Genomic DNA, 13,924 nt, shown 5'->3' with positions numbered 1-13,924 from the left:
CTCATTGTGCTGACACCTTTTTTAATTTATCTGAAAGGAAGAAATGTATTTTGATAAAAAAATATAAGAGTTATTTTCCATTACTCGTCATTATACTTGGTGGATTATTTCTTATTTTGACATTCACTTATTTTGGTTTTAAAGATGATAATGTGTACCGGTCTACAAATCAAAAAGTATCCAAGGTTCAATATGTTTTAGTGAATGAAGATAAAGGGGCTGTTTTTGAGGGGAGGAAGTATGAACTAGGTGCAGACTTTGTTACTCTGATTAATCAAGATTCAAAAAATAGTTGGCAGACGGTCAGTAGGAATATTGCTAATGCAGGAATTGATAATGGTCAATTTGATGCAGAAATTATTATTCCTCAAGATTTCTCTGAACGTCTTTTGTCCCTTCAAAGTATAGCACCAGAACAGGCGACCATTAATTATCGTGTACGTAAAGGGCAAAATGAGATATCCAATCAAGCCGTTCAAACACAAGTAAATGATATTTTGAAAAATTTCAATCAACGAGTTGTACAGATGTATTTCTCAAGTATTGTAGGAAATTTATCAGAAGCCCAACTAAATGTTAATAAAATTGTTGGAGCAGAAACTGATGCTAAGAAATATCTGATGACAAATATTCAAGATCCATTTAAGGAGTTGTCGGGAGGATTTAATAATTTATCAAATGTTTCGAGTATTCTTGATGAAGATAATAAAGGTTTTCTCTCGGAACAACAAGCATTTGTATCATCCGTAAAAACTCTAATGGATGATAATAATAAGAGCTTAGAAGCAGGCAGTACCTCGACAAAAGAAGCCAAAAAATCAGTTACCGAAAATATCGATAAAACAAATGAAAAGTTAAAAGATTCCTTAAAGCAATTTGAGGATCAATTTAACCTACAAAAAAAGCAATTTGAGGATCAATTTAACCTACAGAAAACGCAATTAGAAAACCAACGGCAATCTGATTTATCGGGATATAAAGCAAAATATGATGGTTTGAACCAATCAATGTTTAAACAACTAGGAAACTTTTATACATCGGCAGCAGGTGAAGTGAATTCATCTGGGGTTTATACGGAATTCTTGCTAAATGCCAAGCTATTTCAAGAAACACAAACTGCTCGAATTGATGAACTAAATGATGAAATTAAGCAATTGCAATCGCAAGTTGAAACTCTTACTGATTTAAGAAAACAGATTGCACAAACTTATTATGGAAGTGCAGAAAAAAATCCGGATACAGCTTCTGAGGAGGATATTAAACAGGCGATTGTGAAACTAATGGCTGATTCAAAAGAAAATAAAGTTAATTTAGATAATCGTTATCGTCAAATGATAGAAGAAAGTCTACCACAAATTCCAGCAGACACTTTAGAAAATCTTTTACAAAAGTTAATTGCTGAGAATATTATAACTGATTCTCAATCTAAAAAATTCCAAGATGAGCTAACTATAGTTCGGCGTTATGCGAAAAATTTTGAAAAAGAAATAGGAAAGGAAGGAAACTTTTCCTATCTAGAAGGTAATTCTGAACATAACTCTATAATTCCTATAAATGGTAGGGAGGTCACTATATCTATTGATCCAACAAAAGATAATAGAATCTCTTTGAAGACAGACCATACAGAACAAGGAAGTTTAGGAATAAGAAATTTGACGGATCTTTTACCGGTGTTAAAAACAGAATTGGATCAAAAACTCAAATCATATGGGTACATTTCTGAGTGGAGTGAAGTTTCTAATCATGAATTCAGTATTTCATTGAAAAAGAACCCCACAGAACCAGAAAAACCAAAACCGCCGGTAGATCCGCCAACGGATCCAGAGAAACCAAAACCGCCGGTAGATCCGCCAACGGATCCAGAGAAACCAAAACCGCCGGTAGATCCGCCAACGGATCCAGAAAAACCAAAACCGCCGGTAGATCCGCCAACGGAACCAGAAAAGCCGAAACCGCCAACGGATCCAGAGCCGAAACCAGAAACAGAAAAGGATCTTCCGCCGTTACCTTCAAGTTTTAGCTTAACGTTTAAGGCGGATTTTGATTGGACCTTGGATGAAAAAATGAAGAAGAACTCTTTTGTCTCTGTTGATTATTCATGGATTGTTAATGAGCAAACTCAAGTGAATGCCAGCTATGCAGAATATATAGATGTAAATAAGAATTTAATATCTGACTTACCTGAGTTATTGAAACAATTTCAAATGCTTGATAGCACTGCACAGCAAATTGTTACCTTATTTGGAAATCCAGAAGATTCCATATCTATTGATAGCTATACAGATATGATTAACAAAACTGAAAATCAAGAGAAGACTCTCGAAGAGTTGGCAAACTCAAACTCTGTTTATCGAATGTATAACAATATCACAGGTGAACAAAAGATAGATGCTATTACAGAGAAAATTTATGAAGAATTTAAGAATAAAGGAAATCAACTCTATACAGATATTGAAGGCCAAATAAAAAATTTACAGGAAACAATTGGATCAACAACGGATAAAAATCATGATGGAACAAAAAATACATTATATGGAACTTTAAATCTAATGACTGAACCTCAGAAGTTTCTGAATGAAGCAGAAAAGTTAAATAATTGGTTTGTACAAGCCAATCAACAGATTAATGAAACGTATCAATCATGGAAAGAAAATGAAAAAATCCAAGAAGAATCTTTAAAAAGTGCAGAAAATCAACATCCTGCAGAAAATCAACATCCTGCAGAAAATCAACATCCTGCAGAGAACGATACAATACCAATTTCTTCAGAAACAGATAGCTTAGTAAAAGAAATGGAAGGTTTAGTTCAGAGTTCAAAGAGCTCGGCTGAAAGTATAGAAAAATCTGCAGCGAAAGCTCATGACATTTCTCCAAAAATTCAGGAGTTAAAAGAAAATACAGATAATGTTCAAAAAAATGCAGATACTGTTTTGAATAATTTAAATACTTCAGTCACTAAAATTCAAAAGAATACAAGTAAAAATGAAAAATACTCAGAAGAGTTTAGCAAAGTGCTTTCTAATACCAAACAAGGTGGAGCAGATAATTATAAAGTATTCAATTTTCTATCAGCCCCAATTGCTACAAAAGGAAGTTTTGAAGCTACTCGCCAAACGTCTATTATTCCTTACTATATGACGCTTGTTGGAGCTGTTCTTTCAGTCATTACCGGCATTTCCTTATGTCGTACTATTCAACGTAGAGAAATTACGAAAGATATGGTTTTTATTACACCTACAAGGGCATGGCTAAATGTTCCTAATGTTATGAAGGTAACAGGTGTCAGTCTAATTATCTCACTATTCTTTGCTGGAATAACTACTTTTAGTATTTTGAGAGTGTTTAATATCTCTTGGTTTAGTTACACGTTCCTAAATATTTTAGGTGGAACTTTATTAATAACAGGTTTTTCTCGTCAGTTTAAAAATATAACACTCTATGTTTGTGTTTCACTTTTAGGATTATATCTCATGTTAACACCATTATTAGGAATGCATACTCGTCCGGGTAGTATTGTCGATTTACTTTATCGTTTTTCACCGCTTCAAAACATAGAAAATGGTTATACAGCACTAAGCAATGGTATTCATGTTGGATGGGAAAGTTACTTGTTATTGGTAATTATTATTGTTGTAGGAATTGGTACGAATTTCATTGCTTTTCCAGGTGTGAAAAAGTCAGAGAAAGCTGAACAAGAGCAATAGCTTATGTTGTTAGGAGAAAGGATGTACGAATTTGGAAAAAATGATAAAACCAAAATTTCTCGTTTTTTCTCTTCTAATTTCTTTTTGTGTGACAAATCTTTTTACTAGTTTTAGCAGTCTAGCCTATGCTGAAGATGGAAAACTAACGATTCATAACAACGTGATTTATGAAAAAGAAAATCATAAAAATAATAATTCTGTTACAGGGATAGAAGATTTGTTTATAAAAGACAAAAACACAAAAAATAAGGAACTTGAGAAAGAAAATAGAAAGAGTACTTCAAGTATAAAAGAAAAAGTATTTCTTACCGATGAGAGTGTAGAAAAGAAACCACAGGATACAATTACCAAGCAGCTGTTTTCTAAAGACTACACAGCTTCTAATGAAAATGAAGCAACTGTGGAACATACCAATTATGAAATTCCTAGATGGACCTTCTGGATACTGTTAGGCATGGGTGTAACTGGAATATTATTTTTAGGTTGGTTATTAGGTAAAAGATTTTCAAACCTATTTATACGGAAAAAGGAGTAAACAATGGCAGAAAGAACAATGATTAATATCGAACTTCATGTTAATGAGCAAATACTTGATTTAACAATACCTAATCAGGTTTCTTCTAATAGATTGAAAGAACTATTGGTTGATTCATTATCTTTAGTAAATATAGAATTGCCCACTCATTTTTCATTGGAAGTAAAAAATAAGCCAATTCATTTAGATGAAAATGTTATATTGGCGAAATATCCATTGGCGGATGGTGATCAATTAGCAGTAAAAGAAATTATAGGGAGTTTGGAGGAACACTAGAGTATGGGGGAAATGAAAAATAGTTTGATAGTTATTAAAGAGGAAACTACATCTACTTTTATTAAAGTGCACTTAACAGCTAATCAATATTCTTTGTCAGGTGTAAAGCAATTCCAGTTATTTTTAAATAAAGCACCACACTTTTTGACTGGAAAGATAGAAGTGGCGAATGAAGAACAGGTCATTATCACTTATGAAAAAGATGAATTATCTTTTTCGCTTGAACAATATGTTAAAAAATTAGATGAATTTGATCGCCTTCTTTTAGCACAAAAAGTAAATTTCTTAAAAGAATATCTTAACCAACCAGTAACGCCATTTATCCATCCTAAAAATATCTTTATTTTTGGGGAAGAGTTGTTTATTGGTCATCGTGGCGTAATGAATACCGTTATTCCTTATCTTTCAACAGAAGAAGTATATCTAAAACAATACAAGGCATTACTTCTTTATATTTTAAATCCAAAACTGGATTTTGAGAATCTAATTGATGGGGCCGGTGCAGTCCGAGATCCTTTTTCCGAAAAAATTCAAGAATCTTCTTCGTTTGAAGAGATAGACAAGTTACTAATGGAAACAGTTGCGATTCAAAAGGAAAAAAGAAATGCTACAAGCATACTGGTGAAAAGTAGAAATTACACTGTTTTCAAGTGGGGAACAATTATTCTTGGTCTTGCAACATTAGGTCTTTCAATAGGGGTAGGGATATATTCATTAAATATTGTACCTCAGCAAAAACGAATCATAAGTGCAGAATCAAAGTTTATTTCAAATAATTATTCAGATGTTCTAGATTCTTTAAAGGAAGACAAACCAGAGAATCTTCCTAAAAGCGCACTATATGTGTTAGCAGTGAGCTCGATTCAACTAGATAGCTTGTCTAATGAGCAGAAAGAATCTGTATTAGGGACTATCTCCCAAAAATCAAATGATAACACATTACTTTATTGGATCTATATAGGAAAAGGAGACTTTGAAAAGGCCTTAAATATTGCTAAAAATATTGGAGATAATCAATATATTCTTCACGCCTATACAAAAGTTTATGATGTAACAAATGCAGATAACAAGATGAATGGTGCGAAGAAACAAGAATTACTTTCGAAATATAAGGAAGAGATGGAAAAGTACATGAAGTTATTGGAGGGTAAGACGGATGATCAGAAATCTAAACAATAGATTATCTAGTGAAGGTGTACCAATTGATGATCAAATTGTAAATAAAGCGTCTGTACTCTATGATATTTTTTCATTTGGTCATATATTTTCGCATCACGAACTAACAATGTCAAAGCCATCACTTAAGATTGGTAACCATGAAATTTCTTTTGATGGCACGCATTTGTTCTTGGATCAAGATCCATGGACAGGTGATATGAAGGACGGAATTCTCGCGTTACCTCATGAAAAATTAGAAGTTTTAACTACTATCAAGCCGAAAACAAATTTTGTGATTTCTTCTTCAAAGGACTCAGGAATCACCATTCCGACTAAGGCTTTTGCCCTGGTCACATTTAATGAAAAGAATGAAACTTACCAGTTAAATCTGTTTTCAAATGGGGTATTAGTTTACTTTAATGGAAAGAAAGTAGATCGATTAGAAAAAGTTTTGTCTGTAGGGGATCAACTTGTTATTGATGGTGTGCTTATTGAATTGAGAGAAAAACAATTTAAGTTGTGTAAGATAACCCAAGAATTTTCACTAAATTCTTGGGAGATTATTAACGAGATATTTATTCCAGAATACCCAAAAAATTTCCCTGAATTTAGACGTAGTCCAAGAATTCATTTACGAGAGCCTAAAGATGAGATAGCAATTCAACCTCCAAGAGCTGAGGAAACTGATGGGAGAAGTGATTTATTGCGTACGATTGTTCCGCCATTGGCAATGGTTGTTTTAAGTGGTGCAACGAGCGTATTAAGTAATGGAAACCCTATTATGATGTTAAGCATGGGGGGGGTAAGTTTACTCACGGCAGGGTTCTCTGTTTCAAGTTATATTACGAATAAGAAAGAAGTGAAACAAAAGAATCTTAAGCGAAGTGAGTACTATGAAAAGTATCTTATTCAAAAGGAAAAAGAATTGTCGTTGCTCTCTCAAAAGCAATTTGAAGCTTTAACGTATAACTTCCCTGATATGGATTCATTGTCTTTGATAACAAAAGAATACAGTCCACGAATTTATGAAAAAACTATGACAAATGCTGATTTTATAAGTATTCGTTTGGGTCATGGAGAGATTCAAAGTAGTTATAAAGTCAGTTATCATTCAAGAGAAGAAGATGATGCTTTAAGTATATTTGCAGAAGAAAAAATTGTTTGGCCACATCAAACGTTAAAAGATGCACCTATTGCCATCTCGACGTTAAATCAAACGTTAGGACTTGCAGGAACAAAAACAGTACTACGAATAGCTGTACAGACAATATTATTTCAGCTTTCCGTTTTACATTCTTATAGAGATGTAGAATTTGTAGCATTAGTTCCAGAAGAAGATTATCAAGATTGTTGGCATGCATGGCGTTGGTTGCCACATTTTCAAATACGGAGCTTAAATTTACGAGGAATTATTCATAATTCACAGACACGTGACATGGTTTTAAATTCGTTCTATCAGTTGTTAACAAAACGTCGGCAACAAGTCAAAGAGGCGGGCAATGAGAAAGTAACCTTTGCTCCGCATTATATGTTTACGATTTTAGACGAGAGCTGGCTCTCTGGGCATGGATTAAATGAATTCTTAGCTGAAGATATGAGTCAATACGGTGTTACGGTCATCTGGGGGAAAGACGCGTTAAACATGTTGCCAGAGACAGCAACCACAGTTATTGATTATCAAAGTAACGAATCCGCGGTATTAATTAACAATAATAATGAGTACGTGAATCAACTTTTTGTTCCCAACCATTTACCCAAAAGTTATCCAATTGAGCAAGCAATACAACGCATAGCTAATTTAGAACATGTAGAGGTAGAGAAAAATGCGATTCCAGAATCGATTGACTTTCTAGAATTATATGATGTGAAAAATGTTGGAGATTTACATATTGGTGCTCGTTGGGAAAAAGCAGACACTTCAAAGTCATTAGCTGTTCCTTTGGGTGTTCGAGGAAAAGATGACATTGTTTATTTGAATTTACACGAACGAGCACATGGCCCACATGGACTCGTGGCAGGTACAACTGGATCTGGTAAATCAGAAATTGTCCAAAGTTATATTTTATCTTTAGCAGTAAATTTTGCACCAGAAGACGTTGGCTTTTTACCGATTGATTTTAAGGGTGGAGGTATGGCGAATTTATTTAAGAATTTACCACATCTTTTAGGATCGATTACAAACTTAGACGGTGCAAGTTCTGCAAGAGCATTACAAAGTATTCGAGCAGAATTACAAAAGAGACAACGGAAATTTGGTGAATTTGGTGTTAATCATATTAATGGGTATACCAAGTTGTACAAACAGGGAAAAGAAATTGCTGATCCTGTAGAAAAGAAAAAATATCCATCAGAACCATTGCCGCACCTTTTCTTAATCAGTGATGAATTTGCAGAATTAAAAGCAAATGAACCAGACTTTATGGCTGAGTTAGTATCAACTGCACGTATTGGTCGTTCGTTAGGAGTTCATTTGATTTTAGCTACTCAAAAGCCAAGTGGAGTAGTGGACGACCAGATTTGGTCAAACTCACGATTCAAATTAGCATTAAAAGTAGCCGATCCAAGTGATTCAAATGAAATTATTAAAACACCTGATGCAGCAACGATTACTCAACCAGGACGAGCGTATTTACAGGTCGGAAACAATGAAATTTATGAACTGTTTCAATCTGCGTGGAGTGGAGCGTATTATAATCCAGATGCACAATATGAAGAAAAAGTAGATGAAAGAATTTGGCTAATTAATCAATTAGGCCAGCACGAATTGTTAACTACAGATTTATCTCAAGATGATGAAGTGTCCATGAAAAAGGAAGAAAAACAAACACAATTGGACGCGATTGTAGAAGCTATTGTGATTCATGCTGAAAAAACAAATGCAGTTCTTCCTGAAAAACCTTGGTTACCTCCATTACAAACAGAAATTGATAGTCCAAAGATTAATGTAGTAACTTCAGGGGATTCGAAAAGAAATCTTTCAGTTCCATTTGGTTTGATGGATATTCCATCAAGACAAGAACAAATTGACTTTTTACTTGATTTAGAAGAGTTGAGTCACCTTGCAATCTATGGATCTCCAGGCTTTGGGAAATCCACTTCATTACAAACTCTTGTAATGAATTTATCAAGAATTAACAATCCTGAACAGGTCCAGTTTAACCTATTTGATTTTGGTACGAATGGTTTACTTCCAATAAAAGATTTACCGCATGTGGTGGATATTGTTCGGTTAGAGGAAGAAGAAAAACTGATGAAGTTCCTCAAACGAATTCGCAAAGAAATTCAAAGCCGAAAAGACGCATTTACAGAGTATGGTGTCGCAAGTCTGTCTCAATATGAAGAGAAATCAGGAAAGCAGTTGCCAGGGATTGTTACCATTGTTGATGGTTTTGACTCAATTAAGGAGAGTCCTTTAGAGGAAGCTATAGAATCTGTGTTAAATCAGCTTTTACGAGAAGGAGCAAGTTTGGGACTCTATGTAGTTATGACGGTTCTTCGTACGAACAGCTTCAGAATGAGTATGGCGAGTAATATTCCATCACATATTGGGCTATTCCTTGTGGAAGAAGGTGCAATTCGAGATGTTGTAGGACGTGATGCTTTGATTTCGCAAGAAATTGTTGGACGAGCGCAAATCAAACTAGACGAGCCACATGAAGTTCAAATTTATTTACCAACTCATGGAAAAAATGATATTGATCGATTGAATAATTTAGAGCAAGAGATTGCACAGATGAATCAGCAATGGAAGGGCACACGTCCTACCAAGATTCCGATGTTATCTAAAACGATCTCTATGCATGATTTTTATACAAATCCACAGGTACAAGAGATGTTAGATAATCTACATCTACCACTTGCTCTAAGTAAAGAAACCACAAATGTCGTTGGTTTTGTACCAGAAAAACATGGTTATTTTGTGATTGGAGACGATACGCCACAGCAAACGGAATATATTGAGCGTATAATCGTTCAAAACTTCAAACATTTTGAAGGGAAAGCACAAAGAATTGTGTTTAATGGGAGCGAACGATTTGGCAGATTCAAAGAAAGCTTCGATGTGATTGTATCAGATATGGAGTACAGTACTTTTGTTAATGATCTAATGAGTGAAATTGAAGAAAGAGAGACACAAAGTGAAAATCAACCGATGTTTGTGTATATTCCAGATGCGCAAATATTTGGAGATAAAACATTTATTTCGGATGAAACATTCAATAAATATTTGAAGAATGGTTCTAAAGTAGGTGTTTATTTCATTTTCCACGGCAATCAAAAACAAATTGAGAACAGTTATGATGAATTTAATAAACGATTACGAGCAAATATTCCAGCTGGGATGATTGGAACGCGTTTAGCTGATCAAGGATTTATAAATGTGAAATCTAGTTATAGTGAACCTACAGTGGAATTAGATGAGTCTCATTTCTTTGTTGGACGAAATGCAGGACGAGTGAAATTAGTTAGTGAGTAGATCAATTTTATGAGCGATGATAAACGCAAGCAAAGGCTGCAGCAAAGCTATCAGAAGCAAGTGGGAAGAATAGGAATCGGACAAGAATTACATTTTAAAAATGTAGTAAGTCGTTACTACTAGACTAATTAAAAAGAGATTAGTAGTTGCTTTGAAGATGCGTTAGTGACAGTCCTTGCAGTTAATTATTTCTATACTGATAGTTTCTTTTATTTGATGAACTCTGATGTAAAACAAAAAGATAGTCTTGATGGGGAAACTAGATTTTGAGGAGGGAAAACATTATGGCTCAGGAGGAAGATAAAGCCAAAGAAGCTGCACGAAAAGCGGATATCCATGCACGTGTTGATCGATTTAAGGCAAGTTATGATAGTAAAATGGCTAGTCACAGGGCAAATGCCCAAAAGTTAGAGCGCTTAAAAGCCGCAAAGAGATCTTTACAGAGCGAACTTATTAATTTTGATTCTTATAAGAAAGAGTTTACCAATTTAGGCAGGAGTCTAACAACAAGTCAGTTCAAAGGAACACGTCGTGATAAATTCGATACAAAATTAGAAGAAATCACAACAGCGCTTGATGCAGATAAAGAGAAGCACAATGAAAAGCTAAACGCGATGAATAGTAAAATCATTCTATTAGAAATGGATCAGTCTATAATAGGTGACGCTATTGCGAGCATTTCAGCAAGTATTAGCGGTTTGCGTTCTATGTTATAGAAAAAGGAGAAAATACCAATGGGAAAAATAGGTATAGATAAAGGGAAATTTAACAGTGCAGTCGCAAGTGCAGAAAACGCAGTTAGTGTGATAGAGAAAGTTCCCTCACCGAACATTACCAAGAATAATCTATCTCGGTTAACGAGTTTTCAAAATTTAGTAGAGAAAGCCGGAACAACTTTAGAAGGATTTAAAGGAGTATCTTCTGCTGACACAGGCAAAATGAAAGACGTCGCGAACAAAATTGTCGATGAAGATGCCCAAATGGCGAATGTAATCCAACAAAACACAGTGAGGTTCAAATAATATGGTCGAATATAACAAACGAGAACTTTTAGAAGTTGTTTTACAAAATGACAAAACATTAGATTTAGAGATTACTGACGAACTATTACAAATGGGTAACTTGCTGGGGAATCAGCCTTCCCTTTTTCGTGAGGTTTACAAGGCGTTTCGAAATCAAGAAGATGTCTTTGAAAACAAACCAAAAATCGGTGCGAAATTCTCAGTGACGTTTGATTATCCGAATGAGACAATTCGTTTTGAACGATTAGAAACGCAATTAGACATTCCATTTTCTCAATTTTTACGTTTGATGGGTTTGATTGATGCGTGTTATAGCGAAATTTTGCCGCTAGGTACCGTTGTGGAATTGGACGTAGACATGATGCCAGAAGTAATTCAAAATATGTTCAAGAATAGTGAACTCGGAGAACTCGTGGTTTTAACAGGGCGCAAAGTACCGTTAAGAGAGGGATTTAACGATTATGTGGTAGATTATCTTGGTTACTTGTGGCCGTTTGGTGAAATGAGTAACACACCAGCGATTTATGTGTCCAATATGATGATTAAGCGAGTTGTTTCACCTGGGATGACGAATGAATGGGAAGAACAATTTGCTTTTACTTTCTTACGAAGTATGCAAGTAGCAAATGGCAAGCTATCCAGTGCCTTTTTACCACTAGATAAAGCGCTTGCCTTCTATGAAGCTGTTCATACTTCACCAGAAAGAGAGGCGGATTAAATGGGCTTTCAAGTAGATTTAAAGGAATTCCTTGAAGTACTGGCAAAACTCCAAAAAGACACCGGTAAAACCAATGAACAACTTGAAAAAGCCAAAAACGCATTGAATGGGATTATACAAGCTGATGCCATGCAGGGGGAAACAGGAAAAGCGATTGTCAACGACATCAATAATAACCAAAAGACAGTTGTGACTGGATTGGAACTCGCCAATAAATTCCTCATTATGGAAATGGCGCAAACCTTACAGGATTTTCAGTCAACAACGGGAGAAACTGATGAGAATGCGGTTATTCTGGAAGATGCATTGCTTCAAGCGCAAAACAAACTTTCCAATCTTCAACCCAAGAAACATGAACTTGATAGTCGCATCTCTAATATTTATAACAGCGTAAGTGATTTGATCTCACTGAGTATGCCGAACAGCCAGTTTGATGAAAAACTGGTTGCAGCCAGCAAAGAACTAGAGGATACGATTCAAAAAGTACAGCAATTTGAAAGCAAAAAAGAAAAAAGCAATGCGGAAGACATTCTCGATGCCCTAAACAAACAAGTTCAAATGGCAAAAGAAATGAGTAGTTTATCTTATACTAATCCGCAACTTCAAGCCTTCTTTGCACAAGATGCGTTGGCAAAAGGCATTCATGAAATGGATACACAAATCACGAAAGCGGAAAAAGAAGCGAAACTTCAAGCTGAAAGAGAAATGAAAAAAAAGCAAGAGGAATGGGCGGACAATCATCCAGTGGAGGCTTGGCTTCAAAACTTTTCTAATAGTGCTGGTGAGAAATGGGATGTATTGAGAAAAGGTACAAAATGGGTAGGGGAGAACATTCCTTTCCTGAAAGGACTTTCTGATGATCTCTTGGTGTTAGAAGGTTTTATAGGGGCGGCAGGATCCGCTATTAGTGGGATAGCGATAGGTGCAATGAAGGTAACTTACCTAGCCTTAGAGCTTGGTGAGTGGGGCTTTAATTCGATACGCGGCGTAGAAACAGAACAATGGAAACTGGACGATATTTACGGAGCAGGTAATACGATAAAAAATCTTGGACAAGCCATCATCAGCTGGCAAGATTATCCAAAGTATGGTAAGGCACTAGTTAACTCCGTAAAAGGTTATGTGGAAAAAGCATTGACTGACCCTTATGCTCTTGGTGGCGCGATATTTGATATTGGCAGTTGTTTTGTCGGCGTTGGTGAAGTAACCGCCGCAGTGAAAGGAACAGCTGCATTCGGAAAATTCGCAGAGGGTACAAAAGTCTTTCAAGTAGCCGCGAAAAAAGGTAAAATAGTTGGTAAGTTGGAAGAAGTAACGGCATTAATGAATAAGTTGCCGAGTAGTATGAAGAATGTCGTGGAGAAGATTAAAAATATTGAGATCCCGAATTTTGGCCCTAAAACTTCGTTTGCTGGCATTGGGAATGGAGGAGGCGGAGGATTAGACGCTCTGAAAGATGCTTATCAGTTTATGAAGGAGAATGGGGAGAAGGTTTTTGATAAGGATGCGGGTAAAGATAAGGTTGATTACGGTAAATTAAAAGAAAAGCTTAATAATAGATATAAGGATTTCGTAAATAAGAAGAACGAAAGAATTCCACAAACAAGTGATACATACCTTGAGAATGAATTGAATCATGGTAAATTTGGGGAGCTTCCAGAAGTAAAAGGTGACAACATTACAGGCCATCATATGCCATCTAATAAATATATGAATGATAAATATAGTATTGAGACAGATGAAAGTTATGCTATCAACTTAGAGCATCCACACCCGGGAAGGGGTGGAAGACATAGACGGACTTTTACTTATGGGTTGAGTTCAAGAACAAGACCAGAAGATTTTAAACTGTATATGTCTTTGAAACCACGAGATGCTTTAGCGTTTGATGTAAATGATTTACGAAGGATATTAAAAGAAGACGGCTTATACAATAAAGATTCGAGGGAAAGAATCAGAGAGTATATTGAATACTATCAAAACTATCGTAAGAATGATCAAGAGGATGGTTTGAAAATTTTTAAGAAACCTTAATTA

Annotated in this window: 9 protein-coding genes; all 9 read left to right on the top strand. The window is 35.2% G+C overall.

Annotation, left to right across the window (positions count from 1 at the left end; all coding sequences use genetic code 11):
• Positions 1 to 50: 50 nt before the first annotated feature.
• The 9 genes from esaA to MHI07_RS26160 all read left to right on the top strand — a co-directional run bounded on the left by esaA (position 51) and on the right by MHI07_RS26160 (position 13,921).
• Entirely contained in the window at positions 51 to 3,704 is a 3,654-nt protein-coding gene (esaA, locus tag MHI07_RS26200) for a type VII secretion protein EsaA (RefSeq protein WP_340826955.1), read from the top strand.
• 40 nt (positions 3,705 to 3,744) lie between these two features.
• A complete protein-coding gene (gene essA / locus MHI07_RS26195; protein WP_223260405.1) occupies positions 3,745 to 4,239 on the top strand; it encodes a type VII secretion protein EssA in 495 nt (164 codons plus the stop codon).
• A 3-nt stretch (positions 4,240 to 4,242) separates the two neighbouring features.
• On the top strand, positions 4,243 to 4,515 hold the full coding sequence (locus tag MHI07_RS26190; protein WP_016128393.1) for an EsaB/YukD family protein: 273 nt from the start codon (positions 4,243 to 4,245) through the stop codon (positions 4,513 to 4,515).
• Between the two features lie 3 nt (positions 4,516 to 4,518).
• Positions 4,519 to 5,694 carry a type VII secretion protein EssB gene (gene essB, locus MHI07_RS26185; protein ID WP_070140261.1) on the top strand — a complete coding sequence of 392 codons (1,176 nt, stop codon included), beginning with the start codon at positions 4,519 to 4,521 and terminating at the stop codon, positions 5,692 to 5,694.
• Entirely contained in the window at positions 5,672 to 10,147 is a 4,476-nt protein-coding gene (gene essC / locus MHI07_RS26180) for a type VII secretion protein EssC (RefSeq protein ID WP_340826954.1), read from the top strand. The genes essB and essC overlap by 23 nt, the downstream gene beginning before the upstream one ends.
• A 284-nt stretch (positions 10,148 to 10,431) precedes the next feature.
• A complete protein-coding gene (locus MHI07_RS26175) occupies positions 10,432 to 10,863 on the top strand; it encodes a DUF5082 family protein (protein ID WP_340826953.1) in 432 nt (143 codons plus the stop codon).
• 18 nt (positions 10,864 to 10,881) lie between these two features.
• The gene (locus MHI07_RS26170; protein ID WP_340826952.1) at positions 10,882 to 11,169 is read left to right on the top strand and encodes a TIGR04197 family type VII secretion effector; all 288 of its coding nucleotides are present in this window, start codon (positions 10,882 to 10,884) and stop codon (positions 11,167 to 11,169) included.
• Between the two features lies 1 nt (position 11,170).
• The gene (locus MHI07_RS26165; RefSeq protein WP_088004774.1) at positions 11,171 to 11,887 is read left to right on the top strand and encodes a DUF4176 domain-containing protein; all 717 of its coding nucleotides are present in this window, start codon (positions 11,171 to 11,173) and stop codon (positions 11,885 to 11,887) included.
• Positions 11,888 to 13,921 carry a T7SS effector LXG polymorphic toxin gene (locus tag MHI07_RS26160; RefSeq protein ID WP_340826949.1) on the top strand — a complete coding sequence of 678 codons (2,034 nt, stop codon included), beginning with the start codon at positions 11,888 to 11,890 and terminating at the stop codon, positions 13,919 to 13,921. It abuts the gene before it with no gap.
• The last annotated feature ends 3 nt before the right edge of the window (positions 13,922 to 13,924 follow it).

This window comes from Bacillus sp. FSL H8-0545 (genome assembly GCF_038006105.1).
GTDB lineage: Bacteria > Bacillota > Bacilli > Bacillales > Bacillaceae_G > Bacillus_A > Bacillus_A cereus_U.
This window is presented reverse-complemented; position numbering and strand designations above follow the sequence as displayed.

What these genes read in the sequence shown, in the direction of transcription:
- essA (WP_223260405.1), top strand. Translation starts at nt 3,745, where the DNA reads ATGATAAAACCAAAATTTCTCGTTTTTTCTCTTCTAATTTCTTTTTGT.
- MHI07_RS26190 (WP_016128393.1), top strand. Translation starts at nt 4,243, where the DNA reads ATGGCAGAAAGAACAATGATTAATATCGAACTTCATGTTAATGAGCAA.
- essB (WP_070140261.1), top strand. Translation starts at nt 4,519, where the DNA reads ATGGGGGAAATGAAAAATAGTTTGATAGTTATTAAAGAGGAAACTACA.
- essC (WP_340826954.1), top strand. Translation starts at nt 5,672, where the DNA reads ATGATCAGAAATCTAAACAATAGATTATCTAGTGAAGGTGTACCAATT.
- MHI07_RS26175 (WP_340826953.1), top strand. Translation starts at nt 10,432, where the DNA reads ATGGCTCAGGAGGAAGATAAAGCCAAAGAAGCTGCACGAAAAGCGGAT.
- MHI07_RS26170 (WP_340826952.1), top strand. Translation starts at nt 10,882, where the DNA reads ATGGGAAAAATAGGTATAGATAAAGGGAAATTTAACAGTGCAGTCGCA.
- MHI07_RS26165 (WP_088004774.1), top strand. Translation starts at nt 11,171, where the DNA reads ATGGTCGAATATAACAAACGAGAACTTTTAGAAGTTGTTTTACAAAAT.
- MHI07_RS26160 (WP_340826949.1), top strand. Translation starts at nt 11,888, where the DNA reads ATGGGCTTTCAAGTAGATTTAAAGGAATTCCTTGAAGTACTGGCAAAA.